The sequence below is a fragment of the Collinsella sp. SGI.180 genome (assembly GCF_050313455.1).
In the GTDB taxonomy this organism is placed as follows: Bacteria; Actinomycetota; Coriobacteriia; order Coriobacteriales; family Coriobacteriaceae; genus Collinsella.
Window position 1 is genome coordinate 16,874 of sequence record NZ_JBNPLL010000002.1, and the last position, 24,013, is coordinate 40,886.

Consider the following 24,013-nt stretch of genomic DNA (forward strand, 5'->3'; position numbering starts at 1 on the left):
ACAGTTCAAACGTAACGATATTACCATCCCACCGCGCAAGTGCAAAAAAGAGGGCCGCCAAACAGCGACCCTCCAGCGAATTTGCACGTTATTGCCTATGAACTTGAACTTGAAATGACTTACTGCTCATCATCGTCCATGGAACCGTCGATGCCGGTATTGGTGTCGTCGTCCGAGTTGGAATCGTCGTCTTTGGCGAAGGGATTCTTGAAAAAGCCCGTAGCATCGGGCTGAAGGCCCGAGAGCTTGATCCAGGGGTTATCGAGCTCGGGCCTGGGCATGGCCTGGGCCTCGGGCGCAGTCTCGTTACCGATGAGCTCGGACTCATAGATGAACGTATCGTCTCCAAGCGCGTCATAGGCGGCGACCGGGTTACCCTCGGCATCGCGATAGGGCGTGCCCTTAAACACGGCGCCGTCGTATGCCACGAGCTGGCGGCCGGTCTCGTTCTCAAAGTAGTAGACGAAAATGCCCTTGAGGGCCGCGCACAGCGGAATGGCGATAACCATGCCGATGGCGCCCATAAGCGCCGAACCGATAACGAGGGCCGTCAGGCTCATGATGGGATGCACCTGCACCGAGCTCTGCATGACCTTAGGCGAAATGACGTTGTCGGTGACATTTTGTGCCACCATGGTCACGACCAAGGTCCACAAAGCCAGCATCGGGCTGAACATAAAGCCGAGCACCGTGGCGATCGCCGCGCTCACCCAGGGGCCAACAACCGGAACCAAGTGCATAATGCCCGTAAAGATGGCCATGAGCGCCGCGTAGGGATGGCCAATGAGCGTAAAGCCGATAAAGGCGAGGATGCCACCGCAGATGGACGTCACGACCATGCCACGCATATAACCGCCGACCGAGCGCGAAAGAATCGCAACCATAAAGCGGTACGAGGTCTCCTTTTCCTGCCCGATGATGGTGCAGACCTCGTGGTGCATACGGGGATAGTCGCAGGCCAACCAATAGGCAAGCACCAGACCGAGGAAGATGACGAACAGCTGCGAGGCCGTATTGGTAATGAACGGGAATACACCGCGACCAAGCTCAGCGGCAATCTGAGATACATACTTGGACGCCACGGTAACCAGCGAAGAAAGATTATCGTCCAGATACTCTTTGAGCGGCGTGTTGTTGAGCGTCTTAGCATGCGAGACCATCTCGTTGAGATCACCGCCCGCAACACGAAGCTGCTCAGGCAGGCGGCTCAAGACTTCCATGATCTGGCCAAAGAGAATCGGCGACAAGATGCAAACGACACCGACGAGCACAGCAACGACCACGATCAGCGCGATGAGCGAACCAATGCCACGGTTGACGCCGTGATGCTCGAGCCAGTTAGTGATCGGCGACATCACAAAAGCGATGATGGAACCGACAGCTAGAAACTCGATAACCGGCGCCAAGATACCCATAAGGTTAAAGATGACGGCGGCGATGACAATGCAGCCGACGACGGCCCAAATGCGAAGCGTCAGAATACGGGTATCGCGCAGCGCGCGATCGGTTTGTTGGGGGTGTTCACTCATGAACGAACCATCACTCCGTCGGGGTCGATCTTGTCCTGAACCTTCTTAAGGGTACGGCGCAGCAGGCGCGAGACCTGCACCTGCGAGATGCCCAGCTTCTTGGCGATCTCGATCTGGGTCATGCCCTTTACGAAACGCAGCTCGATAACCTCGCGCTCGCGCGGCGAGAAATCGCGGATGGCCTCCTCAATCACCAGGCGGTCATCGGTGAAGTCGAGCTCGTTGTCGTCGTCGGCGTAACGGTCGAGAATTGAAGGCGCGTCGTCAGAATCGGACGCACCGGGGGCCTCGATGGGCACCGAGGTATAGGCCGAGGACGATTCCATGGCCTCCAGCACCTCGTCAACGGTCACGTCTAGGTACTCAGCGATTTCCTCCACCTTAGGCGAGCGCTGCAGCTCGTTAGTGAGCTTGTCGGTGGCCTGGTTAACCTTGGCAGAGAGCTCCTGTAGGCGACGCGGAACGCGCACACTCCAACCCTTGTCGCGGAAGTGACGCTTGATCTCACCCAAGATGGTGGGCGTGGCAAACGTGGTGAACTCAAGTCCGCGCTCGGGGTCAAAGCGGTCGATAGCCTTGAGCAAACCCAGATAGCCGACCTGCATGAGGTCGTCGAGCGGCTCGCCGCGATTCTTAAATTTGTTGGCAAGAAACCTTACCAGGTTCATATGGGACATGACGAGCTGCTCGCGGGCGTCCGGATCACCGGTCTCTTTGTAGCGACGAAACAGCTCGCGGGTTTTCTCCTTGTCCCAAGCGGTCTTACCGCTCCGGGAACGTTCGGTCATATTAGATATCCGCCTTGAGATCGAGGGAAAGCGTCAGGGGCGCCGCAGTCTTTTCGTAGGAATCGCACACGCTTGCCAGAATGAGCTCGGCATATACGGCGGCCTGGTCATCCTCATCGACAGTCGCCTGGTCGCCAAAGGTGAAGGTCATGCCCACGTGAGACTCGTCGACATCGAATTTGATCGAGATAACGTCAGAATCAACGGCCGTGCAGCCAAAGATGAAGGCCTCCTCGGCAGCCATACGAATGTCCTCGATGCGATCGACGGACATGGAACACAGCGCGCCGACATTAGCCGCCGTCATGCGTACCAGGCGTGCCAGACGCGGATCCCCGGCAACAGTCAGCGTGATAGAGCAAGTTGCTTCACTACTCATCGCAGGACTCCTCGGAGGTCTCGGCGGGCGTGTAGGTGTAATACCGGGCCGCTTTAGCAGCAGGCTTCTGTGCATCATCGTCACCAGCAGCGGCATCGTCCCCGGCTTCGCCAATCAGGACACGCTCGGTCGGCTGCTCGGCTTCGGCGGCAGCGGAAAGATTATGCTCGGCGCCGACCGCGGGAGCCTTCACCTTGTTAAAGAGTTTCTGAACGGCACCGGCCGCAGAGTCGGTCACACTCGACACGGCATTGCTGGCCTCGGCCATGCTGCCCGTAACCTCGGAAATGTCACGAACCACGGCTTCGACCTCTACGAGATTGGAGGTAAGGGCGTCGACGGCGGTCTTGCTCGACTTGAGGAGCGGCTCAACCTGCGCCAGCGCGGGGGTGAGCTCATCGACGGCGCCATCGAGCTTTGCTACCACGGGCTGAGCCTCGGCGATGGTGTTGTTAAGGTCGCTCACCGTCTTGTCGAGCGAATCAACGACAGTGCGGGTCTTTCGCAGCGTGAGCGCGAGCTCGATGACAGCCCACACGCCGGCAACGGCGAGCAGCAGCAGGGCGATTTGGATGGGACTCATACAAGCCTCCCGAAGGAATCGAAATACAGACGCTGTTCATGGTACCCCAAAGGGGACCGAACATGCCAAGAGCAGCAACGTGAGACAAAATTACCAGCAGCTACTTCGGTGCATTCCCGCTACGGTCGCGCTCGCTTTGCTCTACACGCCACTCTTCCCAGCCGCGGCCGGCAGGCTGCCAAAACGCACCGCGCTCCAGCCCCTCGGGCAAATAGCGTTGATCGACCCAGCCTTCGGGATAATCATGCGGATACTTATACACACCGTATTCGTCACTGCCCGGGCGATGACGATCGCGTAGATAGCTCGGCACCTCGCGCAGCCCACTTGAATGAATATCGGCCAACGCCGCATCAATCGAGGCCTCACACGCGTTGGATTTTGGCGCCAAGCACACATAGAGTGCAGCCTGAGCCAGATTAATGCGGCACTCGGGATAACCGATGACCTCGGCAGACTTAAACGCGGCATGCGCCACCAATAGCGCCTGCGGGTCGGCGTTGCCAACATCCTCGGAAGCCTGAATCATAATACGGCGAGCGATAAACTTAGGATCCTCCCCCGCATCGATCATGCGCGCGAGCCAATAGATTGTGGCATCGGGGTCGCTGCCGCGCATAGACTTAATAAACGCGCTGATGATGTCGTAGTGCATGTCGCCGTTTTTGTCATACGAAAAACCACGGCGCGGATTGGCAATCTTTACGTCATCCACGGTAATGGGATAACGCTCCCCCGCCGCCGGCGCTGGCGTCCCTTCCGTATCGGGACGCGTGACGGCAATCTCGCTCGCAAGCTCGAGCGTCGTGAGTGCCGAGCGGGCGTCACCCGCAGCCAGCGTGCAGATGGTCTTAACCGTATCCTCATCGGCCGAGAACTCGCCGTTCAAACCCTGCGGCGCCTCGAGCGCACGCTCGATAAGCGTGGCGATATCCTCGTCCTTTAAATGTTCAAGTTCCACCACGCGACCGCGCGAGAGCAACGCCGAGTTGACCTCGAAGTACGGATTCTCCGTCGTGGCGCCAATCATAATGACGGTACGGTTCTCAACCGCATGCAGCAGGGCATCCTGCTGCGACTTGGAGAAGCGGTGAATCTCGTCGATGAAAAGAATGGTGCGACGGTCGTACGTATTCAGGCGCGTCTTGGCCTCGTCAATCACGCGGCGCAGGTCCTTCACAGTGCCCGTCACGGCGCTGACCTCGACAAACTCGCTCTTGGTATGGTTGGCGATAATGTGGGCCAGCGTCGTCTTGCCCGTACCGGCCGGCCCATACAGAATCACACTCGACAGCACGTCATGCTCAATCGCGGCACGCAACCACGAGCCCTTACCGACGGCCTTTTGCTGGCCCACGTACTCGTCGAGCGAATTGGGCCGCATGCGCACCGCAAGCGGCGCATTCTGAAAGGAACGCTCACGCGTCGAAGCAGAAAAAAGGTCGTCCATAGCCATCCCGTGCATCAATCAAAAACGTTTTCCATGAACAGTATACCGAATATATACGAACTACCGTTCGTTAATATAGGTACGGTGCGGAAACATCAATCCCGGGAACAGCTTGCTCGTGAGCTCGCAGAAATAACCGTCCGTCATGCTCGCAATGTAATCCACGACCGTCTGGTCCTTATCGTCCTGCCATGCATAGGTGCGATCGTAGTAGGAAAGCTGCTGCTCAATGCGAGAAATGTGGTGCTTAAAGATATACGAGGACTCGTCGCCTTCGTTTATATCCCGCAGGCAACGGTCATAGAGCTTTTCGAAGGCCTCGCGCAGCTCCGCTTCGGAGTCGCCTTCTATGCCGCCCTTGCTATAGATCTTCTCGTAGTTCTCGCGCTTGGCCCGGCGGATCTCCTCAAACAGGTCCTCGCTCATCTCGATGCGCGGCTTGCCATAGCTGTGCTCGACGATATCGATAGAGGCATGCGTAAGGATCCAGCTGTTGTATGCACCGCCCAGGTCATCATCAAAGGCGTCGGGTGACAGCAGGCCCGCCGCAATGGCGTCTTGGCGATCGCGCCCAACGTAGGCAAGGATATCCGAGATGCGAACCACGCAGCCCTCGAGCGTCATGGGGCGCAGGTGCTCAATTGCGCTATAACCCGTGGCAATGCATTCCTCGACGGTTCGGTCGAACTGGTCAAAGGAACCCATGTCCGAAAGCTCAAAAACACGCTGTTCGTACTCGCCGTTGTGGCACAGTACGCCATCGAGCGTCTGGAGCGACACGTTGCGGCCGTACAGCGCGTCGAGCACGCGGACCGACTGCACATTATGGAAAAAATAACGCCCCGTGCGCTCATGATAGATGTCGTTGAGGAAACGCTCGCCGGCATGGCCAAAGGGCGTGTGGCCCAAGTCGTGGCCTAAGCCAATCGCCTCGATCAGATCGCAGTTGAGGCCCAGAGCACGCCCGATATCGCGAGCGATGCGCGAGACGAGCTGCACGTGCAGGCCGCGGCGCGACAGATCGTCGTTGCTGCGAAAACTGAAGACCTGCGTTTTGCCTGCATAACGTGTGTATGCTGGCAGATGCAGAATCTTTTCGATATCGCGCATAAAGGCCGGACGCATAAGCGTGCCCTCGTCTGCGGCCCGATCGACACGGCGGATGGCCTGGTCGTCACCGCATCGATAGGGATTAACGACACCCGAGGCGCGGTCGGCGGCAATGCGCTCGACCAGCTCGGGCGACAACGCCGCGGGAATGCGATCCAGGCGCGCCTTGATGGCGGCTGTCTGTTGATTGATTGCCATGGCATGCTCCTTAAAAAGGGCGCGCAAACGGTTACAGCGTACTACCCACGAACTCGATTATGGCAAATATTGGCACCAAAAACGGCAGCAAAGGCAGCGAGCGCGATTTTACGATGAGACAGGCGGCGGCAAGGGTCAGGAGCGCAACCGCAAACGCGACGACGCCGCCCAGGGGATCGAAGGTGCAAAGGGCAAAGAGCGCCTTGGCATCCCCCATGCCAACGCCGGGAGCATGGCGAAGGCGACGCCAGAGTGACTCAGTAAGCACAAGGGCAAGGTAGACGATGACCGCAAGACCGGCGTGGTCAAGCGCCATGTTAACGCCCTTGTCGAGCCAGACGCCTGCAAACGCCGCCACCGCACACGCGCCGGCAAGCTCATTGGGAAACCGCCGCTCGCGGACATCAATCGCCGCGCCGGCAAAGATGCAAATCCAAAACGGGATATAGAACATCGAAACCCCTCAACTGAGCGCTCAAACGTAAAAACCACCGCAAAGGTTCTATCCCCTTTGTGGCGGTTTTGATGGTGGTTATTTGGCGCCCTGCATGACCTCGTCGAGGGTAACGCTTACGGCGTGCTGCGTCGGCACCCAGTCGACCTTCAAGAACAGCGCTGCCACCGTAATGGGGATATAGCTGAACATAAAGATCGGGAAGGTAAACAGGTTGGTTACCAGACGCCACTTTTGCGCGCAGTGAATATGCTTGTATTCAAAGATAGTCGTGAGCAGCGCCAGGATAAAGAAAGTCTGATACATCATAGCGAAGGTCATAATGAGCGAAGCGGCACACGCCTGCATCTCGACTTCAGTAGCCAAGAAACCGTGCGAAAGGCCGCCCACGATGAGGAACGTCGCATTAGCGAGCATCGAGATCAGAGAGAGCAGCATGCCCGGTGCGATCGTCATAAACATGTCGTAGGCGGCAAAGCGATGATAGCGGAAGGTCGATTTGACCAGGTGCTTACCGTACGTAAAGAACACCTGGTAGAACCCCTTGGTCCAACGCATACGCTGTTTCCAGGATGCCTTAAACGTCACGGGCTGTTCGTCAAAGAACTCCGCCGGCGCATAGCCAATGCGAATGCCGTGAATGGCACAGAACGTGGTGAACTGAATATCCTCGGTCAGCGTGTGGAACTGCCAGCCGTGCATACCCTCGATAACGCTGGCGGAGATGAGGTAGCCCGAACCCGAAACGGCGCAAGACGTCTTACAGATGTTGCGCGCATTGTTGAGAAAGCGCGCCTCGCGCAGGTACCACGTGGCATTAGCTGCCGAGATCCACGAGCTGCCAAAGTTCTTGGAATTGCGATAGCTCGTAACAACATGGAAGCCCTGGTCAAAAGCATCGTTCATCTTGGTCACGTAATCGCGGGCGATAACGTTATCGGCATCGAAGATAAAGTAGCCTTCAAACGTATCGGGATACTCGTTAAGGATGCGGTCGAAGCCATAGTCCATGACCCAGCTCTTGCCTTTACGGGCCAAGTCATTGCGCTCATAGACGACGGCGCCCGCCTCGCGCGCGAGCTGCGCCGTGTTGTCGGTGCAGGCATCGGCGACCACGAAGACCTCGATAAGCTCGGACGGATAATCTTGGTCCTTAATGGAGCGCACGAGGTTGGCGATCACGGCCTCCTCGTTATGCGCCGCGATAAAGAAGGCATAACGATGGAGCTTCTTGGCCTTGGGAGGCGCGACCTCACCACGAAGAGCACCGATGACAAAGAAGACCACCTGGTACAGAAAGCAGACCGTAAGCAGCGTGACGACAATCTGGTTGAAGATCACGATGGGTGTGTTGGTTTGTAAAAAGGCGAGCATGCAGGCTCCCAGGAACGCGTGACGTAAACAACCGTATATCTTACCGCAGGCTTACGGAGTTCAAGAAACCACCTAATACTGGCTAGGCCTCGAGCAGACCGAGCTGAGGGACGATTTCGTTGCCAGCGGCAGTGCGACCAAGCGAACGCGGGGCCAGATCATCCAGAACCGCCGCAAGATCCCATGGCAGCTCGTCACGGCACTCGATGTGCTCCCCCGTCACGGGATGACCGAACGCCACACGCCAGGAATGCAGGAACTGCCTGGTCAAACCCTGATCGGCACGAGCATCGCACTTGCCATAGAGTGGATCGCCCACGCAGGCGTGGTTGATATGGCGCATGTGAACGCGAATCTGATGCGTGCGGCCGGTAAACAGGTGACACTCGACAAGCGTGTAGCCGTCGTCGAAACGCGTGGAATCAAAGCGCTCAAGGACCTTAAAGGTCGTGATGGCCTGGCGCGCAAAGGGGTCATCGGAAACCGCCATCTTCACGCGGTCGCGCGTCGAGCGGGCAATACCGGTGTTGATAGTGCCCTCGTCCATGGCGATGTGCCCATGAACGAGCGTAATGTAGCGACGGTCGAGGGTACGCGTGCGGATGAGATTTTGGAGCGCGCGCTGGGTGTCGTCGTCTTTAGCCGCGAGCATAAGACCCGAGGTATCGCGATCCAGACGATGCACGATGCCGGGGCGGTCCTCGCCCTGCACGGTACCCAGATGGTCGATGCCGCAGTGATAGACCAAGGCATTCGCAAGGGTGCCGCTCTCATGACCATGCGCAGGATGGCACACCAGGCCGCGCTGCTTGGAGAGCACCATGAGATAGTCGTCCTCATAGCGAATGTCGAGCGGGATGGCCTCGGGGATCACGTCGGTCGGGTCATGCGGCTCGGGCAGGTCGACCGAGATGCGGTCACCGGAGCGTACGGCATACTTTTTAGATAGGCAGGTCTCGCCGTTGACGGCAACGGCGCCTCCCTCGATCAGATGCGCGCAGGCAGAGCGCGTGGGACAGCCATCGTTGGCGCCCAGATAGGCGTCGAGACGTTGACCGGCGCAATCGTCGGCAACGAGAATATGGATGTCGGCCATTAGCGCTCATTCCTTTCGCGAATCTTGCGGGCACGCTCCCCGCGCTGCTTAGCTTTACGTTTGGCGCGGGCCTCGTCACGGGCGTTGAGCTCGGCGGTCGCATCGACCTCGCGAGCGGCGGGACTCAAGAACATGTATCCGATGAGCGCCAGCACGACACCGGCGGTAATGCCGATATCGGCCACGTTAAAGACGGGGAAATCAATGAAGGTAGTGGCAATAAAATCAGTCACAAAGCCCATGGCCAGGCGATCGATCGCGTTGCCGATGGCGCCGCCCGCAACCATGGCCATACCCACGACCTCTAGTCGAGCGAGCTGAGGAGCACGGAGCAAGTACACGGCAATGGCGGCAATGGCCGCAAGCGCCAGCACGGCAAACGCTATGCCATGGCCCTCGCCCATGCTAAAGGCAGCTCCGATATTGCGGACAAACACAAAATCGATCACGCCGGGGATAACAGTCATATGCAGGGTATCGCCCACGGCACGAACCGCAAGCTTGGTCAGCTGGTCAACAAGCAACACAAAGAGGGCCACCCCACCAGCAACACCTAACCGCCAACGCAAAGGCGGCGTCATATCCGCACCACGACCCAAAGAAATCCCCTACCCTCAAAACAATCGAATTCCATTTAACGCGAATAACCATCTTATATTGCCATACGCAGAACGCACGACATATCCACCAATGCGACAAAGGGGCTGTCCCCTTGTCCCTTCACCGGGTAGTCTTTTTGGGACGGGGCTTTTTTAGCTACCCAGTCCAGCGCTTTCGAAGATTAAGTCCTTATTTGAGGTAGGGCAGCTAAAAAAGCCCCGTCCCAAAAAGACTACCGAAAGCGAAAACCCGCCAGAGCGAGCAAGGTGCCTTGAAACGAGGCGGCATTGACCTTCTGGTCATGCCGCCGAAGCTGAAAGGCAGATTGCCGCTCTGGCGGGTTTGCAGCGTCAACCTGTTACGCGGTTTGGTAAAACCGCGTAACTACAAGGCATTCGCGCAGCGCTTGCAGATATGCGCGTGACCGTTGTACTCGCCGACGGTGGTGCGATAGTTCCAGCAACGGTCGCAGCACTCGCCCTCGGCGGCCTCAATAGCAACGGAAAGCTCCTCGCCCTGGGTTAGCTCAACATCGGAGACGATGTAGAACTCGGCCAGATCGACGGCCTTGTCGCCGGTCAGCAGCGCATACATCTCGGCGGGAACGACCGCCTTGACGCGGACCTGCTGGCTCTTGGTGAAGGTGCCGGCGGAGCGGGCATCCTCAAGGGCCTTGGTCACAGCGCTACGGAGCTCGAGCGAGGCCTCGAGCACGCCCTCGAACTCATTGGCCTCGTCGACCGTGATGGGCGACTTGTACCAATCGAGCAGCGCGGCGTACTTCTGGTGATCGACGCAGCCGGCGGGCGCATAGGCCATGGCCTCGTCGACCGTGTAGGACAGGATCGGCTGCAGGTCGCGCATGAGCATCGAGAAGAGCTCAGCGAGCACGGTCTGGGCGCTGCGGCGCTCGAGCGAGCCGGGCTTGTCGCAGTACAGACGGTCCTTCAGGGCGTCGAGGTACACGTTGGAAAGCTCGGTAACCACAAAGTCGTAGAGCGCACGGTAGGCGCGCGGGAACTCGTAGCTGGCGTAGGCGTCGTCGACCTCGGCCTGGACCTGGGTCAGACGGGCAACCATGAGCTTGTCGAGCGGCAGCAGGTCGGCAAAGGCGACGCCGTCGGTCTCGGGCTCAAACTGACCCTCGAGCTCGGAGAGCAGGAAGCGCAGCGTGTTGCGGAAACGACGGTAGGCATCGGACGTACGAGCAAGGATCTCGTGGTCGATGGAGACGTCGGAGCTGGTATCGACCGAGGCGACCCACAGGCGGATGATATCGGCGCCCATCTCGTCGCAGACCTTGTTGGGGTCGATGACGTTGCCGAGCGACTTGGACATCTTGCGGCCCTGGCCATCGAGCGTGAAGCCCTGCGAGACGACCGCCTTGTACGGGGCGTGGCCGTTGGCACCCACCGAGGTGAGCAACGAGCTCTGGAACCAACCGCGGTGCTGGTCGGAGCCCTCGAGGTACACATCCGCCGGGTACTCAAGCTCGGGGCGATACTCGCAGACGGCCTTCCAGGAGACGCCGGAATCCCACCACACGTCGAGGATGTCCTTATCGGCCTTGAGGTGATGGCCGCCGCACTTGGGGCAGACGCAAGCCTCGCCCAGGTAGCTCTCGGGAGCGTCGGTGAACCAGGCGTCGGAGCCCTTCTCGTGGAAGAGCTTGATGACGGCGTCGAGCGTGGCGTCGTTCATGACCTTCTCGCCGCAGTCGGCGCAGGTGTAGCTGGGGATAGGCACGCCCCAGTTGCGCTGACGGCTGATGCACCAGTCGGGACGCTGCTCGACCATGGCACCGATGCGGTTGGCCGCGTGGGCCGGATACCACTTAACGTTCTCGCGGATCTCTTTGCCAGCCTGCTCGCGCAAACCGGTCTTGTCCATCGAGACAAACCACTGGTCGGTAGCACGGAAGAGCACCGGGTGCTTACAGCGCCAGCAGTGCGGATAGCTGTGCGTGATCTTCTTCTCGAGGACCAGGGTGCCGCGCTCGCGCAGGAACTCGATGATGTGCGGATTGGCCTCGTCGGTATCCATACCGCTGAAGGGGCCACCGGTACCAAACTCCTCGCCGGTGTAGAACTTACCGTCGTCATCGACCGGCATGCAGATATCGGTGATGCCCTCCTTGAGACAGGCGAAGTAGTCGTCAACACCATGGCCGGGCGAGTTGTGGACGATACCGGTACCGTCATCGACGCCGACGTAATCGGCCAGCAGTGCCACGCCCTCGACACCGTCAAAGATCGGCTGCTTGTAGTGGATGTGGTGGAAGGTCTCAGCGGGAACCACATAGGGCTTACCGTCGACCATGACCGGGGTGTACTCCCAGCCAAACTCCTCACAGCACTTGGGAGCCAGGTCCTCGAGCATGACCTCGGCACGGCCATCGTGCTCAACGGCAACATAGGCGGCGCCGGGCTTAAGGGAAACGGCCTGGTCGGAGGGGATGGTCCACGGCGTGGTCGTCCAGATGATGAAGTCAACCGGGCCGTCGAAGTTCTCGAGACCGGCAGGCTTAGTGGTCATCTCAAAGCGCACGAAGATGGACGGGCTCGTCTCGTCGGAGTACTCGATCTCGGCCTCGGCCAGCGCGGTGTGGCAGTGCTTGCACCAGTGGACGGGCTTATGACCGCGATAGATCATGCCCTTGTCGAACATGGCCTTGAAGACCTCGATGTCGGCGGCGTCATGCTGGTGATAGAGCGTCAGATACGGGTTGTCCCAGTCGCCAAGCACGCCCAGGCGACGGAAGCCGGCCTTCTGCAGCTCGATGTTCTCGACAGCGAACTTATTGCAAAGCTCGCGGATCTTAGCCGTGGAGGTCTGGTTGAACTTCTCGGTGCCGAGCTTCTCCTCGACCTTGTGCTCAATCGGCTGACCGTGGCAGTCCCAACCGGGGACATAGGGAACCTCATAGCCCTGCATCATCCAGTAACGGTTGATCATGTCCTTAGAGATCTTGTTCATGGCGTGGCCGATGTGGATCGGGCCGTTGGCATACGGAGGGCCGTCGTGCAGCACGAACTTCTTGTGACCCTTGTTCTTCTTTAGAACTTGCTCGTAGACCTTGTTGTCCTGCCAGTCCTTGAGTCGCTTGGGCTCGGACTTGGAAAGACCGGCACGCATGGGAAAACCGGTCTTGGGCAGATTCATCGTCTGCTTGTACTCGTTTGCCACGGTACCCCTTTCTTGTCATGGGCGCGCACGCCCTCTGGGCACCAAAAAAGCGCCCGTCCCTGCAAGCTGGGACGAAGCGCCACAAGACAGGCAGTCTGCCCGTAAAAGCTCTTCGCTTAACCACCCAGCTTAGATGCCCTCGCCCGCGTCGCCGCGCGCTCGCATCCGTTACTCGGCTGGCCTGTATCGACGACCATCTCGGCGGTATCTACTAAGACGTGCCTGCGCGGCACGTCCGTTGGGACCGCAGCTCCGGGGTGATTTTCATCGGTCGCATGCACGGGTTCTCAGCGCTCCCCGCTCTCTGTAGCATGCGGACGGCCGACTACTCGTCCCCATCAACGCTTATGCGGAGTATGCTAGCACGTTCCGCGCCGACGAAAAACCCTCAACACTGGTTTTATACGTTCGAAATTTCTCGCGGCTGTGGACCTTCTCTAGGAGCAAAATACCTGAAAGTACTTTATCGGACGAAAGAAGGTTGCTATGCGCACGATCGGAATGAGCGACTATACCGTCGGCGAGGACTGCTTCGACGAGCTGCCCGGCGCGCTGGCCGAATACGGAGCGACCAAGGTCGCAATCATCGGTGGCAAGCGAGCACTGGCTGCAGCACTTCCCGGTATCGAAGCCGCGCTGGCAGGCACCGGCGTCGAGGTTCTGGAGACGCGCGTCTACGGCACCAACAGCACACGCGCCAATATCGCCAAGGTCGTAAACTCCCCCGCCTGCCAGGAAGCCGACGTGCTTATCGCCTGCGGCGGCGGCAAGGCACTCGACACCGTGAAGACCGCAGCTATCGAGCTCAAGAAGATCGTCTTTACGGTGCCGACGATCTGCTCCAACTGCTCCGCCGCGACCGCCATTGCCGTTGTCTACAACGACGACGGCTCGCTCGAGGGCTATTCGTACCCCAACCGCCCCGCGCACATCTTCATCAACCCCAAGATCATCGCCGAGGCACCGGCAGAGTACTTCTGGGCCGGCGTGGGCGATGCCCTGTCCAAGCAGCCCGAGGTCGAGTACGCCACGAGCGCCGGATATTTGGAGCACACCGCCGGTCTTGGCCTGGCACTCGCCCACACCTGCTCCGAGCCGCTGTTTACCTATGGCGTCCAGGGTCTTGAGGACGTGCGCCAGGACCTGTCGAGCGAGGCCGTCAAGCAGATCGCGCTCGACATCGTGGTCAACACGGGATATGTCTCGAACCTGACCAACCAGAACGATTACTACTACAACTCGAGCGTGGCACACGCGTTCTACAACGCCACTTGCAGCATTCCGCGTGAGGGCACCTACCTGCACGGCGAGGTCGTAAGCCTGGGCGTGCTCGTGCTGTTCGCCTACACGGGCGACACCGAGAACCTTGAGCGCTATGCCGCCTTTAACAAGCAGATGGGCCTGCCCGTGACGCTTGAGCAGGTCGGGCTTTCCGAGGCCGATATCCCTGCCCTGTGCGAGTACGCGCACGCCACCAACGAGTGGAAGCAGGGTAACCCCGAGCCCTTCACCGACGAGAAGTTCGCCGCCGCCATCAAGGCAGCCAACGCCTACGGCCACACGCTCCTCGCCTAACCTACCAAAAAGGGACAGGTTTATTTTGGCAGGTTTTATCTGGGCAAACGCCATTGAACATCTGTTGAAATTGTTTAGCTTGCCATTAAAGGGGGCGACCATCTACTCGATGGCCGCCCCCATTCTTTTGCTATTCCAACATGCTCGGGTCAAATTCACTTGCGGGAATCACACGGTACCCGTGACGCAGCAGCAGGTCGACGAAGACACCGTTGCCCGCAGTGAGCGTGCCGCTAAAGGTGCCATCGTAGATGCGACCTGCACCGCACGAGGGACTACGGTCCTGTAAGATGCACGCGGCGATCTCTTCCGGCCCACCCGCCTGCTCGCACATGTCGAGTGCACGCTCAGCACCCAGGCGAAACTCACGATCGACCGAGGCGCCCTCGCGGGTACGGACCTCGCCGTTCACAATCTCGGACGGCTTGCGCGGTGTGGGCAAGCCACCAAAAACCTCGGGGCATACCAACAGGACCTCGGTTCCCGTGCGCTCACAAGCCTCGACCAGCTCGCGATGGTAATTATCGAGCCCGTTATACTTGCAGCTCTCGCCCATCAAGCAGGCACTTACCACGATCTTCATATACAACCCTTCCCAAGCAAAACGCCCCATTTGAGGTGGACACTCAAATGGGGCGAAAGCACTGCGCAACTAGTATTACTGCTGCTTTGGCATCAGCGGATTCTCACGCGTGAGGAGATTCATAAACTCCTCGCCCGTGATCGTCTCCTTCTTGTACAGATAACGAGCCAGCTCGTGGAGCTTAAACTTGTTCTCCTTCAGGATCTGCAGGGCGCGGTCGTGCGCATCCTCGATCAGCTTGGCGACAATCGCGTCCACGCGCTCGGCCGTACCGGGGGCGCAGGTGAGCGACGTATCCTGGTTAAGGTACGCGTTCTGCACGGTACCGAGCGCCATCATGCCAAACTCATCGGACATACCAAAGCGCGTCACCATGTTACGGGCGAGCTTGGTGGCCTGCTCGATATCGTTGGCGGCGCCGGTCGTCATCTCGCCAAAGATGAGCTCCTCGGCTGCACGGCCACCGCAATAGACGGCGAGCTTGTCCAGGATCTCCTGGCGCGTGGTCAGGAAGCGCTCGTCCTCCTCGACCTGCATGGTGTAGCCCAGAGCACCGCTCGTGCGCGGCACGATGGTGATCTTCGTGACCGGCGCAGAGCCCTTCTGGCGAGCGGCAACGATGGCATGACCGATCTCGTGATAAGAAACGACCTGCTTCTCGTGGTCGGACAGCACCGTGGACTTGCGCTGCTGACCGGCGATGACGACCTCCACCGACTCCTCAAAATCGTCCTGCGTGGCGCGCTTGCGACCCTCGCGGACGGCTCGCAGGGCACCCTCGTTGATAATGTTGGCCAGGTCGGCGCCCGAGGCACCGGGCGTGGCGCGGGCAATCGCGGTCAGGTCGATCGGCGGCTGCGTCTTCACGCTCTTGGCGTGCAGCTCAAGAATGTTCTTACGGCCGGTCAGGTCGGGCAGCTCAACGGGAATGCGGCGGTCAAAACGACCGGGGCGCAACAGGGCCGGGTCAAGGCTGTCGGGACGGTTGGTGGCAGCGAGGACGACGATACCCTTGTGGTTATCGAAGCCGTCCATCTCGGTCAGCAGCTGGTTGAGCGTCTGCTCGCGCTCGTCGTTGCCACTAAAGCCGCCGCCGTCGCGCTTCTTGCCAATAGTATCGATCTCATCGATAAAGACGATGCACGGGGCCTTTTCCTTGGCCTGCTTAAACAGATCGCGAACCTTGGCGGCGCCGCGGCCGACGAACATCTCAACAAACTCAGAGCCCGAAATACTAAAGAACGGAACACCTGCCTCGCCGGCCACAGCCTTGGCAAGCAGGGTTTTACCGGTACCCGGAGGGCCGACAAGGAGGGCACCGCGCGGCAGCTTGGCGCCAATCTCCTCGTAGCGCTGCGGCTTCTCCAGAAAGTCGACGACCTCCTTGAGGGACTCCTTGGCCTCTTCCTGGCCAGCGACATCCTTAAAGGTCACGCCCACATCCTTGGAGGCAATCACGCGCGCGCCGGACTTGCCCAGTCCACCGCCGCCAAAACCGCCGCCGCCAAAGTTCATCGACGGGCCGTCATCACCCATGGCCTTCTTCATGCGGCGGTTGAGCCACCAGCCGATCAGGAAGAAAATCGCCATAGGAAGAATGAGGGTGAGCAGGTAGTAAGTCATCAGACCCGAGTTCTTATCGGGAACGACCGACTCAAGCGAGGCGCCAGATTCAAGCACGCGATCGGTAAAGCCCGCATCATTCGGCACACCGGTCGTCTTGTAGGCGATGTTCTCGTCCTCGCCCTTCTTGGTGTAATAAATCGAGTAATCGTCCGTGTTGTACTCGACCTTATCGACGCTCTTCTTGTCGAGCGCTTTGACAAACGTCGAGTAATCGGTCTTCGTAATCTGCTGCGTGTGACCGATGTTGGGGAACAGAACGGTCGAGAGCACGAGGTAGACGACGAAGGCGATGAGCACGTAGAGGATCATATTCCGTCTACGTTTGTTGTCATCCATCTCCATCTGCTTGAACTCCATCTACTGGGGTTGATAATGCTAACTAGAATACCCAACCCGGCCGGTGATAAACCGACACCGGGCACGAAAGGACAGAGATGGCATCACTGGAAGTCGGCAAGGTTCAAATCTATACGGGCGACGGCAAGGGCAAGACGACGGCTGCGCTGGGGCTCGCGCTGCGCGCCACGGGCTATGGACTTAACGTGCTCATGCTTCAGTTTGCCAAGAAGCTGCACTGCGCCGAACATGACGCTGCTCCTCGATTGGGGCTTTGCATCGTACAAGCCGACCGCGACACGCCCGAAGCCTGTGCCGCACAGATCATGGAGCTGGCGCGCGAGCAGATTAGCCAAGTTGACGTGCTGATCTTGGATGAGCTGGGAGAAGCCATGCGACGGGGCTTTGTGACGCGCGAAGATGTCGAAGCGTTGATCGCGATGAAACCAACCACCACGGAGCTCGTGCTCACTGGCCGCGGCTTGCTGCCCCTCGCCGACCTTGCCGACCTCGTAACCGAAATGCGCCCCGTCAAACACTACTTCGACGAAGGCCTCCTAGCCCGCCAAGGCATCGAATACTAATTGATCCAAAGGGGACGGAGGAAAACGAATCATCGACATCACCACGGAGAGCAATGATCCGTTTTCCTTTGTCTCATATGGATCATTAGGCAGTGGCGCGGCCTAGCCAGTTGCCGCTGTGGTGGTAGATGGTGAACATCGCGGCCGTGATGAGCCAGGTTACGGGGTAAACCAGCAGCAGGAGCTCAAGCGACGGATCGAAAGGCATGATCGCAAACACCCAGATCACCCTGAGCACGACGGTGCCGAAAATCGTGAGAATCATGGGCTGCAAGCTCACGCCGGCACCGCGAATGGAGCCCGACGCGTTTTCGATAATCGAGAAAATCGCATAGAACGGCGCAATAAAATGGATGATGGTCGTGGTGTAGGCCGAAATCGAAGCATCGTCGACAAACAGACGCGACAGAGGACCCGAGAACACCAGCAGCACGGCAGACAGGCCACCAATGAGCATAAACGACAGCACGAGCGACGTATGGTAGCCCTTGCGCATGCGCTCGTAGTTGCGCGCGCCAAAGTTCTGTGCCGAGAACGTGGTGATCGACACGCCAAGCGCCTCGGTAACCATCCAGACAATGCCATCTAAGCGGCCCGAAAGACCCCAAGCCGTGGTGACATCGGCACCAAACGAGTTGACCGACACCTGAATCAAGACATTGGAAATCGAATACGCAGCAGACTGAAAGCCAAGCGGCAGACCACACGAGATCATGCTCTTGCAAATACCAGGATCAATGCCGAGTTTGGACAGTGAAAGCCGCCACGCACCCGGTGCGTGCATCATGCGAATCACGATCATCGTGGCGTTGGAACAAATGGTCAGCGCCACCGCGATACCACAGCCCAAAGCCTCCATATGCAGCACGGCAACAAAAATGATATCCAGTACCACATTAACGAGGCAGCCGGAAGCGATGATCACGGCAGGGCCACGCGTGTCGCCCACGGCACGCAGCAGTGCCGTTCCCATATTGAGCAGCAGCGCCGCAACCATCGCGGCAAAATAGCAACGAGCATAGGCCACACCCTCGGCCAATAGTTCATGCGGCGTATTCATAAGCACCAGCATGGGCTCAACGAACACTATGCCCAGAATCGAGACGACGATACCGCCCACCAGAGCGAGCGTCATGGCCGTATGGACCGAACGACTCAGTCGCTCATCATCGTGCTGGCCAAAATACTGACCCGTAATAACAGCACATCCAGCACCCACACCGACGCAAAAACCGATGCAGAGCTCCGTGAGCACCATCGTGGCCTGGATGCCGCCCAGCGCGAGCTTGCCGCCAAACTGACCGACGATATAGGTACCGATAAGCGTGTATGCCTGCTGAAAGAACGAACTAAAAAAGATGGGAACGCACAGCGAAAGCAACTGCTGCCAAATAACACCCTGTGTTACATCGATAGCCGTAGATTTCTTAGCCACACGCCCTCCCCACCAGCGCACGTCAAACAACAAAACGTCAATTTAAGACCAAGGCCAGAACCAGCTTAGCACCGACCGGCGTCAACCGAAACACACGGAATCAGAGCCCGGTGCAAAATATCTGCCTAGTGATACAGTCCCGGCTGGTAGTGATACTCGTTGCTCACGTGCGGACACAACTGCCAAAAAGCGACAGCACTCGCCGCGGCCACGTTGAGCGAATCGACCCCGTGCGCCATCGGAATACGCACAGCCCGGTCACAGCCCGCGATGGTCTTGGCGCCCAGGCCGGCGCCCTCGGTGCCCATAAAGATCGCCAACCGGTCAATCTCCCGCAACGCGGGATCGTCCAACGACACCGAATCATCCGTCAATGCCATGGCGGCACACGAAAAGCCGGCATCGTGCAGCGCCGCCAGCCCATCATGCGGCCATACGCGCGCCTCGCTGCCAATGCGCGTCCAGGGCACCTGGAACACCGTGCCCATGCTCACGCGGGCCGAGCGGCGGTACAGCGGGTCACAGCAAGTGGGGCTTACCAAAATGCCATCGACATTCAACGCTGCCGCCGAGCGGAAAATCGCACCCACATTAGTATGGTCGACAATACCCTCGAGCACGCACACGCGCACCGGGCGCTCACCCGCCACCTCGACGACGCCGTCCAAGAACTCATCAACCGGAATCTGACGCGGGCGACGGAACGCCGCGAGCGCACCGCGCGTCACGTTAAAGCCCGTCAACTGCTCCATGAGCTCCATGGAGGCCACGAACACAGGAACCGGACCTGCGCCCTCGCGTACAACCAGACGCTCGAACAGCGGCATCATCTGATCGAGCCAGCGCTCACCCAAAAGAAAGCTCACCGGCTCGTATCCGGCACGCACCGCGCGCTCGATGACCTTGGCGCTCTCGGCGATAAAGATGCCCTTTTGCGGCTCCAGCACGCAGCGCAGCTCGCGCTCCGTCAGTCGCACGTAGGCGTCGAGCCGCTCATCATTAAGGGAATCGATTCGCAGCACCTCAACGGCATCAGTCATAGCAGCCAGCCCGTACCCTTCTTTACAGCACATCTATACCAAACGAGGCGACGCTAAGCGCCGCCCCATGCATTCAATCAACCCGGTGATACCGTTCACGCCAGACGATTTAAGCATCAACACGACGATATGTCACGAACTCATAATCGAGGCCTTCGTCACCCTCGCCCGCGGCAATCGTGGCAACCCCGTCGCGCCGCGCAACTTCCCACGCAGGATCGACATCCAAATTGGGAAAATACGTGTCCACGGCATGGGTGCAATGGTTGTGCGTGACCTCGGCCTCCACGCAGTACGGCAAAAACTGCCGATAGACATCGCCGCCACCGATCACCCACGCAACGGGCTCATCGGCAACCGCGGCGAGCGCCTCATCGATACTATGCACCACGTCGACGCCCTCGGGGGCAAAGCCCTCGTCGCGTGTGAGCACAATGTTGCGACGGTTCTTAAGCGGACGCCCGCCGGGAAAACTCAGCAGGGTCTTGCGTCCCATAATGACCGGACAACCCTTGGTGCACGCCACAAAATGGCGCATGTCGGCACGGTTGGACACGACCATGTCACCCTCGCACCCAATGCCCCAGTCATCGCACACGGCGACAATGGCAGAAAGCTTACACGTCATGCGCGTCACCTACACCGCAATGGGGATGTTCTTGACCTGCGGGCCGTGCTCATAGTCCTCAACGATCAAGTCGTCGGTCGTAAACGCGTAGAAATCATGCACATCGGGGTTGAGCGTTACCTTAGGAGCCGCAAACTGCGGACGCTCGATGAGCTCGCGGACGATATCGACATGACGGTCGTAAATATGGGCATCGGCGATCACATGCAACAACTCGCCAGCGATCATATCGACCGACTGCGCGACCATCATCAGCAAAATGGCGTACTGGCACACATTCCAGTTGTTCGCGGCCAAAATGTCCTGGCTACGCTGGTTAAGAATCATGTTGAGTGTGGGCTTGTCATCCTGCGGGCGCTGCGTGACGTTATAGGTCACGCTGTAGGCGCACGGATACAGGTGCATCTCGGACAGGTCGCTAAACACGTACGTATTGGTCATGATGCGGCGGCTGTACGGCGTGTGCTTAAGGTCGTACAGCACGCGGTCCATCTGGTCAAAGTCACCCTCGGCATAATGGCTCTTCTGCCCAATCTGGTACCCGTAGGCCTTTCCGATGGAACCGGTCTCGTCGGCCCACTCATCCCAAATATGGCTGTTGAGGTCATGCACGTTATTGGACTTCTTTTGATAGATCCATAGAATCTCGTCCATGGCAGATTTGAGGGCCGTACGACGCAGGGTAAGCGCCGGAAACTCCTCACGCAGGTCGTAGCGTGCCGTAACGCCAAAGTTTTTAATGGTATAGGCAGGGGTGCCGTCCTCCCACACCGGACGAACCTTTTGGCCCTCGGTAGTGGTGCCATGGTCCAGAATATCGCGGCACATGGCTACAAACTGTTGATCAGCTTTGCTCATTGACCCTCCTGTCAGTCGCCTATAAGCGATTTTTATTGTAGCCCAGGCGCGCAGCATCGAATTGCACACTTGGGGCGGCACACGCAATGCACGGCAGTACGGCACCGCATTCGTAAATGCTGCACCTTTAGCTTTTTTGACATATGCCAAAAATAGCTTGAGCGGTTTCGTATACGCGCTATCCTATTGTTGACATATGTCAGATTTGGAGAGTGTATGGCAGGAAGACGCGAAAAATTGCGCCGTGTTGGGATCATTCCCGAATATCGCGGCTTTACCCCTGACGGCCTTGCCAGCGGAGACGCCATCGACATGACGGTCGATGAGCTCGAAGTCCTACGGCTTTGCGACCTGGAAGGCCTCAATCAGGAGGCCGTCGCCCAGCAAATGGGCATCGCCCGTGCCACCGTGGCGGCCATCTGCAGCCGCGCGCATCGCAAGGTGGCAAACGCGCTGGTCAACGGGCGAGCACTTAGTATCGAGGGCGGCAATATCGCATACTCCCCTACACCTACGACGACGGCCATATGGCCAGCAAAGGAGGTCGGCACCATGAGGGTGGCAACGACGTACGACAACGGCAACATCTTTATGCACTTTGGCCGCAGCGAGCAGTTCAAAATCTATGACATCCAGGATGGCAAGGTACTCAACGAGCAGGTCGTAGGCACCGGCGGCACTGGTCACGGCGCCCTAGCGGGTCTGCTCGCCAACGGTGGCGTCGATACGCTCATCTGCGGCGGTATCGGCGGCGGCGCCATCAACGCGCTCACCCAGGCAGGCATCACGGTCTATGCGGGCGCCCAGGGCAGCTGCGACGCCTGCGTCGAGGCCCTCATTGCCGGCACGCTCGCGCAGACCGGCGAGGCCACCTGCGACTGCCATGGGCACGAGCACGAGCACGCCCACGAGCATGGCGAGTCCTGCAGCTGCCACGGCCACCACGACCATGATGGGCACGAGGGCTGCGGCTGCCACTAGTGGCAAGCACCTCAACGCCAACACGCTTCCGCGCGTGAGAAAACCTGCGAACGAACGGCGAAGGCCGCCTGGAGTACCATCCAGGCGGCCTTTGCCATACTCGACTCAACCAGTCGTTACTTTTTATTACGCATCTGCGCTTCCATCTGGCGCAGCAGGTCCATATCGGACTTGGGACCACCTGTTCCCATGCCACCCAGGCCACCCAGGCCGCCCATGCCGCCCAAGCCCATGGCATCCAGACCGGGAATATTGGGCATGCGCATCTTTTTGCCTTTTTTACCCTTCTTGCCCTTCTTGCCGCCGGCTTGCGCCTGGTTGGCCATCGAGCGCATGCGGCCCATCATCTTGTTCATCTCGCCCCACTGCTTCATAAGGCTATTGACCTCGGTGGGGGTCACGCCGGCACCCTTGGCGATGCGGGCGCGACGCTGGCCGTTGATGATGGAAGGACGCAGGCGCTCCTCCTTGGTCATCGACATGATGATGGCCTCGTTCTTGTCGAAGATGCCCTCATCCAGGTTGCCGCCCATCTGGTTGAGCGCGCGCTGGCCGCCGGGAAGCATGCCCAGAATGCCCTTCATACCGCCCATCTTCTTGACGGCCTTCATCTGGTCGAGCATGTCGTTCATGGTAAAGCCCTCGCGCAGCATGCGCTCGGCAGCCTCGAGCTGCTCGGCATCGGCTGCCTCCTGGGCTTTCTCGATAATGCCGACGACGTCGCCCATGCCCAAGATGCGCTTGGCCATGCGATCGGGATAAAACGGCTCCAGCGAATCGGGCTTCTCGCCCATGCTCACGAACTTGATGGGCTTGCCGGTCACCTGGCGCACCGAAAGCGCGCCGCCGCCACGGGCATCGCCGTCGAGCTTGGAGATGATCACGCCGTCAAAGTCGGTGCGCTCGGCGAAGGTCGAGACAACGTTGACGATATCCTGGCCGGTCATGGCATCGACGACCATCAGCACCTGATCGGGCTTGACGGCCTTCTTGATGTCCACGGCCTCCTGCATCATCTGCTCGTCGATCTGCAGACGACCGGCGGTATCGACGATGACCACATCGCGCAGGTGGTCGACGGCCTCCTGGATGGCGCCCTTGGCAATATCGACCGGGTGCTCGCCGTCACCGCGGAAGACCGGCACGCCGATCTCTCCACCAAGCGTGGCCAGCTGGTCGGCAGCGGCGGGACGGTAGACGTCGCACGCGGCGAGCAGCGGCGAGCGGCCCTGCTTCTTGAGCAGGTATGCCAGCTTTACAGCCGCCGTGGTCTTACCGGAGCCCTGCAGGCCCACGAGCATAATGACGTTGGGAATGCGGTTGCTAAAGACGAGCTTGCTCTCGGTGGAGCCGAGCATCTCGGTGAGCTCGTCGAGCACGATCTTGACGACGTTTTGCGCCGGCGTCAGCGATTCCATGACCTCGGCGGTCATGCAGCGCTCCTTGGTCTTGGCGACAAACTCCTTGACGACCTTAAAGTTGACGTCGGCCTCGAGCAGCGCCATGCGAATGTCGCGCATGGCCGAGGTGATATCGGCCTCGGTCAGCTTGCCCTTGCCGCGCAGGCGGTCAAATGTGTCGTTGAGGCGATCGCTCAGAGAATCAAACACTGGTCACTCC

Annotated in this window: 21 protein-coding genes; 3 read left to right on the plus strand and 18 right to left on the minus strand. The window is 59.1% G+C overall.

From position 1 onward, the window contains the following. Positions 1-119: 119 nt before the first annotated feature. The 11 genes from ACQRAP_RS00920 to ileS all read right to left on the minus strand — a co-directional run bounded on the left by ACQRAP_RS00920 (position 120) and on the right by ileS (position 12,723). Entirely contained in the window at positions 120-1,529 is a 1,410-nt protein-coding gene (locus ACQRAP_RS00920; protein WP_427728156.1) for an AI-2E family transporter, read from the minus strand. Next, positions 1,526-2,317, minus strand: a complete 792-nt coding sequence (locus tag ACQRAP_RS00925) for an RNA polymerase sigma factor SigF (RefSeq protein WP_427717298.1) — start codon at positions 2,315-2,317, stop codon at positions 1,526-1,528. The genes ACQRAP_RS00920 and ACQRAP_RS00925 overlap by 4 nt, the downstream gene beginning before the upstream one ends. Before the next feature lies 1 nt (position 2,318). Then, positions 2,319-2,696 carry an ATP-binding protein gene (locus ACQRAP_RS00930; RefSeq protein ID WP_154515503.1) on the minus strand — a complete coding sequence of 126 codons (378 nt, stop codon included), beginning with the start codon at positions 2,694-2,696 and terminating at the stop codon, positions 2,319-2,321. Beyond that, positions 2,689-3,279, minus strand: a complete 591-nt coding sequence (locus ACQRAP_RS00935) for a hypothetical protein (RefSeq protein WP_427728155.1) — start codon at positions 3,277-3,279, stop codon at positions 2,689-2,691. Before ACQRAP_RS00935 ends, ACQRAP_RS00930 begins: the two co-directional genes overlap by 8 nt. A gap of 100 nt (positions 3,280-3,379) precedes the next feature. After that, entirely contained in the window at positions 3,380-4,729 is a 1,350-nt protein-coding gene (locus ACQRAP_RS00940) for a replication-associated recombination protein A (RefSeq protein WP_427728153.1), read from the minus strand. Between the two features lie 60 nt (positions 4,730-4,789). Then, positions 4,790-6,037: a deoxyguanosinetriphosphate triphosphohydrolase family protein gene (locus tag ACQRAP_RS00945; RefSeq protein ID WP_427728150.1), complete on the minus strand. Its 1,248-nt coding sequence runs from the start codon at positions 6,035-6,037 to the stop codon at positions 4,790-4,792. 31 nt (positions 6,038-6,068) lie between these two features. Further along, positions 6,069-6,491, minus strand: a complete 423-nt coding sequence (locus tag ACQRAP_RS00950) for a prepilin peptidase (RefSeq protein WP_427728148.1) — start codon at positions 6,489-6,491, stop codon at positions 6,069-6,071. 78 nt (positions 6,492-6,569) lie between these two features. Then, the gene (locus ACQRAP_RS00955) at positions 6,570-7,865 is read right to left on the minus strand and encodes a glycosyltransferase family 2 protein (RefSeq protein WP_427793780.1); all 1,296 of its coding nucleotides are present in this window, start codon (positions 7,863-7,865) and stop codon (positions 6,570-6,572) included. A gap of 82 nt (positions 7,866-7,947) precedes the next feature. Beyond that, entirely contained in the window at positions 7,948-8,961 is a 1,014-nt protein-coding gene (locus ACQRAP_RS00960) for an RluA family pseudouridine synthase (protein ID WP_427793782.1), read from the minus strand. After that, positions 8,961-9,500, minus strand: coding sequence for a signal peptidase II (gene lspA / locus ACQRAP_RS00965; protein ID WP_427747344.1), 540 nt, complete (start codon positions 9,498-9,500; stop codon positions 8,961-8,963). Before lspA ends, ACQRAP_RS00960 begins: the two co-directional genes overlap by 1 nt. A gap of 445 nt (positions 9,501-9,945) precedes the next feature. Continuing rightward, the gene (ileS, locus tag ACQRAP_RS00970) at positions 9,946-12,723 is read right to left on the minus strand and encodes an isoleucine--tRNA ligase (RefSeq protein ID WP_427794734.1); all 2,778 of its coding nucleotides are present in this window, start codon (positions 12,721-12,723) and stop codon (positions 9,946-9,948) included. A gap of 510 nt (positions 12,724-13,233) precedes the next feature. On the opposite strand from ileS, the gene ACQRAP_RS00975 reads away from it, so the two are divergent. Further along, the gene (locus ACQRAP_RS00975; RefSeq protein WP_427794669.1) at positions 13,234-14,322 is read left to right on the plus strand and encodes an iron-containing alcohol dehydrogenase family protein; all 1,089 of its coding nucleotides are present in this window, start codon (positions 13,234-13,236) and stop codon (positions 14,320-14,322) included. A gap of 130 nt (positions 14,323-14,452) precedes the next feature. Here ACQRAP_RS00975 and ACQRAP_RS00980 read toward each other — a convergent pair whose 3' ends face one another. Both ACQRAP_RS00980 and ftsH read right to left on the minus strand, forming a co-directional pair. Then, positions 14,453-14,905, minus strand: a complete 453-nt coding sequence (locus tag ACQRAP_RS00980; RefSeq protein ID WP_427728138.1) for a DUF523 domain-containing protein — start codon at positions 14,903-14,905, stop codon at positions 14,453-14,455. A gap of 75 nt (positions 14,906-14,980) precedes the next feature. Further along, on the minus strand, positions 14,981-16,873 hold the full coding sequence (gene ftsH / locus ACQRAP_RS00985) for an ATP-dependent zinc metalloprotease FtsH (protein ID WP_195838531.1): 1,893 nt from the start codon (positions 16,871-16,873) through the stop codon (positions 14,981-14,983). 92 nt (positions 16,874-16,965) lie between these two features. Between ftsH and ACQRAP_RS00990 the strand changes: the two genes are divergently transcribed. Continuing rightward, entirely contained in the window at positions 16,966-17,451 is a 486-nt protein-coding gene (locus ACQRAP_RS00990; protein ID WP_154515476.1) for a cob(I)yrinic acid a,c-diamide adenosyltransferase, read from the plus strand. Positions 17,452-17,536: 85 nt separating this feature from the next. Here the strand turns inward: ACQRAP_RS00990 and ACQRAP_RS00995 are convergent, their stop codons facing one another. The 4 genes from ACQRAP_RS00995 to thyA all read right to left on the minus strand — a co-directional run bounded on the left by ACQRAP_RS00995 (position 17,537) and on the right by thyA (position 21,412). Continuing rightward, entirely contained in the window at positions 17,537-18,886 is a 1,350-nt protein-coding gene (locus tag ACQRAP_RS00995; protein WP_427794670.1) for an MATE family efflux transporter, read from the minus strand. 125 nt (positions 18,887-19,011) lie between these two features. Continuing rightward, positions 19,012-19,926, minus strand: a complete 915-nt coding sequence (locus ACQRAP_RS01000) for a TrmH family RNA methyltransferase (RefSeq protein WP_427728133.1) — start codon at positions 19,924-19,926, stop codon at positions 19,012-19,014. Between the two features lie 109 nt (positions 19,927-20,035). Further along, entirely contained in the window at positions 20,036-20,554 is a 519-nt protein-coding gene (locus ACQRAP_RS01005; protein WP_427793790.1) for a dihydrofolate reductase, read from the minus strand. Between the two features lie 9 nt (positions 20,555-20,563). Then, positions 20,564-21,412, minus strand: coding sequence for a thymidylate synthase (gene thyA / locus ACQRAP_RS01010; protein WP_427794671.1), 849 nt, complete (start codon positions 21,410-21,412; stop codon positions 20,564-20,566). A gap of 216 nt (positions 21,413-21,628) precedes the next feature. Between thyA and ACQRAP_RS01015 the strand changes: the two genes are divergently transcribed. Then, positions 21,629-22,393 (plus strand): NifB/NifX family molybdenum-iron cluster-binding protein, encoded by a 765-nt coding sequence (locus tag ACQRAP_RS01015; RefSeq protein ID WP_427794672.1) that lies wholly within the window; start codon positions 21,629-21,631, stop codon positions 22,391-22,393. Between the two features lie 116 nt (positions 22,394-22,509). Here the strand turns inward: ACQRAP_RS01015 and ffh are convergent, their stop codons facing one another. Further along, positions 22,510-24,003 carry a signal recognition particle protein gene (gene ffh, locus ACQRAP_RS01020; protein ID WP_427747339.1) on the minus strand — a complete coding sequence of 498 codons (1,494 nt, stop codon included), beginning with the start codon at positions 24,001-24,003 and terminating at the stop codon, positions 22,510-22,512. Positions 24,004-24,013 lie beyond the last annotated feature (10 nt).

What these genes read in the sequence shown, in the direction of transcription:
- ftsH (WP_195838531.1), bottom strand. Translation starts at nt 16,873, where the DNA reads ATGGAGATGGATGACAACAAACGTAGACGGAATATGATCCTCTACGTG.
- ACQRAP_RS00990 (WP_154515476.1), top strand. Translation starts at nt 16,966, where the DNA reads ATGGCATCACTGGAAGTCGGCAAGGTTCAAATCTATACGGGCGACGGC.
- thyA (WP_427794671.1), bottom strand. Translation starts at nt 21,412, where the DNA reads ATGAGCAAAGCTGATCAACAGTTTGTAGCCATGTGCCGCGATATTCTG.
- ACQRAP_RS00940 (WP_427728153.1), bottom strand. Translation starts at nt 4,729, where the DNA reads ATGGACGACCTTTTTTCTGCTTCGACGCGTGAGCGTTCCTTTCAGAAT.
- ACQRAP_RS00935 (WP_427728155.1), bottom strand. Translation starts at nt 3,279, where the DNA reads ATGAGTCCCATCCAAATCGCCCTGCTGCTGCTCGCCGTTGCCGGCGTG.
- ACQRAP_RS00975 (WP_427794669.1), top strand. Translation starts at nt 13,234, where the DNA reads ATGCGCACGATCGGAATGAGCGACTATACCGTCGGCGAGGACTGCTTC.
- ACQRAP_RS00945 (WP_427728150.1), bottom strand. Translation starts at nt 6,037, where the DNA reads ATGGCAATCAATCAACAGACAGCCGCCATCAAGGCGCGCCTGGATCGC.
- ACQRAP_RS00955 (WP_427793780.1), bottom strand. Translation starts at nt 7,865, where the DNA reads ATGCTCGCCTTTTTACAAACCAACACACCCATCGTGATCTTCAACCAG.
- ACQRAP_RS00980 (WP_427728138.1), bottom strand. Translation starts at nt 14,905, where the DNA reads ATGAAGATCGTGGTAAGTGCCTGCTTGATGGGCGAGAGCTGCAAGTAT.
- ACQRAP_RS00920 (WP_427728156.1), bottom strand. Translation starts at nt 1,529, where the DNA reads ATGAGTGAACACCCCCAACAAACCGATCGCGCGCTGCGCGATACCCGT.
- ACQRAP_RS00950 (WP_427728148.1), bottom strand. Translation starts at nt 6,491, where the DNA reads ATGTTCTATATCCCGTTTTGGATTTGCATCTTTGCCGGCGCGGCGATT.
- ACQRAP_RS00930 (WP_154515503.1), bottom strand. Translation starts at nt 2,696, where the DNA reads ATGAGTAGTGAAGCAACTTGCTCTATCACGCTGACTGTTGCCGGGGAT.
- ACQRAP_RS01015 (WP_427794672.1), top strand. Translation starts at nt 21,629, where the DNA reads ATGGCAGGAAGACGCGAAAAATTGCGCCGTGTTGGGATCATTCCCGAA.
- ACQRAP_RS01005 (WP_427793790.1), bottom strand. Translation starts at nt 20,554, where the DNA reads ATGACGTGTAAGCTTTCTGCCATTGTCGCCGTGTGCGATGACTGGGGC.
- ACQRAP_RS01000 (WP_427728133.1), bottom strand. Translation starts at nt 19,926, where the DNA reads ATGACTGATGCCGTTGAGGTGCTGCGAATCGATTCCCTTAATGATGAG.
- ACQRAP_RS00925 (WP_427717298.1), bottom strand. Translation starts at nt 2,317, where the DNA reads ATGACCGAACGTTCCCGGAGCGGTAAGACCGCTTGGGACAAGGAGAAA.
- ileS (WP_427794734.1), bottom strand. Translation starts at nt 12,723, where the DNA reads ATGAATCTGCCCAAGACCGGTTTTCCCATGCGTGCCGGTCTTTCCAAG.
- ACQRAP_RS00960 (WP_427793782.1), bottom strand. Translation starts at nt 8,961, where the DNA reads ATGGCCGACATCCATATTCTCGTTGCCGACGATTGCGCCGGTCAACGT.